The following is a 396-nucleotide window of genomic DNA, read 5'->3' on the forward strand; positions in this document are numbered from 1 at the left end:
GAAGTCGTAACAAGGTAGCCGTATCGGAAGGTGCGGCTGGATCACCTCCTTTCTAAGGATAATATACGGAATATCGCCTAAGGCGATAAGGAATAACGAAGACATATTGTATTCAGTTTTGAATGGTTGTTTAACAGGGGCCTATAGCTCAGCTGGTTAGAGCGCACGCCTGATAAGCGTGAGGTCGGTGGTTCGAGTCCACTTAGGCCCACCATTTAAATATTTTTTGGGGGCTTAGCTCAGCTGGGAGAGCGCCTGCTTTGCACGCAGGAGGTCAGCGGTTCGATCCCGCTAGTCTCCACCATTTATTTTGTACATTGAAAACTAGATAAGTAAGTATAGATTTTACCAAGCAAAACCGAGTGACAAGCGAAAAGCTTGAAACAAAAAATTATC

2 tRNA genes and 1 rRNA gene are annotated in these 396 nt (G+C 44.9%); all 3 read left to right on the forward strand.

Annotated features, from left to right (window positions below):
* Positions 1 to 52, forward strand: a 16S ribosomal RNA gene (locus CD172_RS12885); the annotation flags it as partial.
* 85 nt (positions 53 to 137) lie between these two features.
* Positions 138 to 214: transfer RNA gene (locus tag CD172_RS11905), tRNA-Ile, on the forward strand.
* Positions 215 to 228: 14 nt separating this feature from the next.
* Positions 229 to 304 (forward strand) — tRNA-Ala (locus CD172_RS11910).
* The last annotated feature ends 92 nt before the right edge of the window (positions 305 to 396 follow it).

Source organism: Staphylococcus agnetis, assembly GCF_002901865.1.
Taxonomy (GTDB): domain Bacteria; phylum Bacillota; class Bacilli; order Staphylococcales; family Staphylococcaceae; genus Staphylococcus; species Staphylococcus agnetis.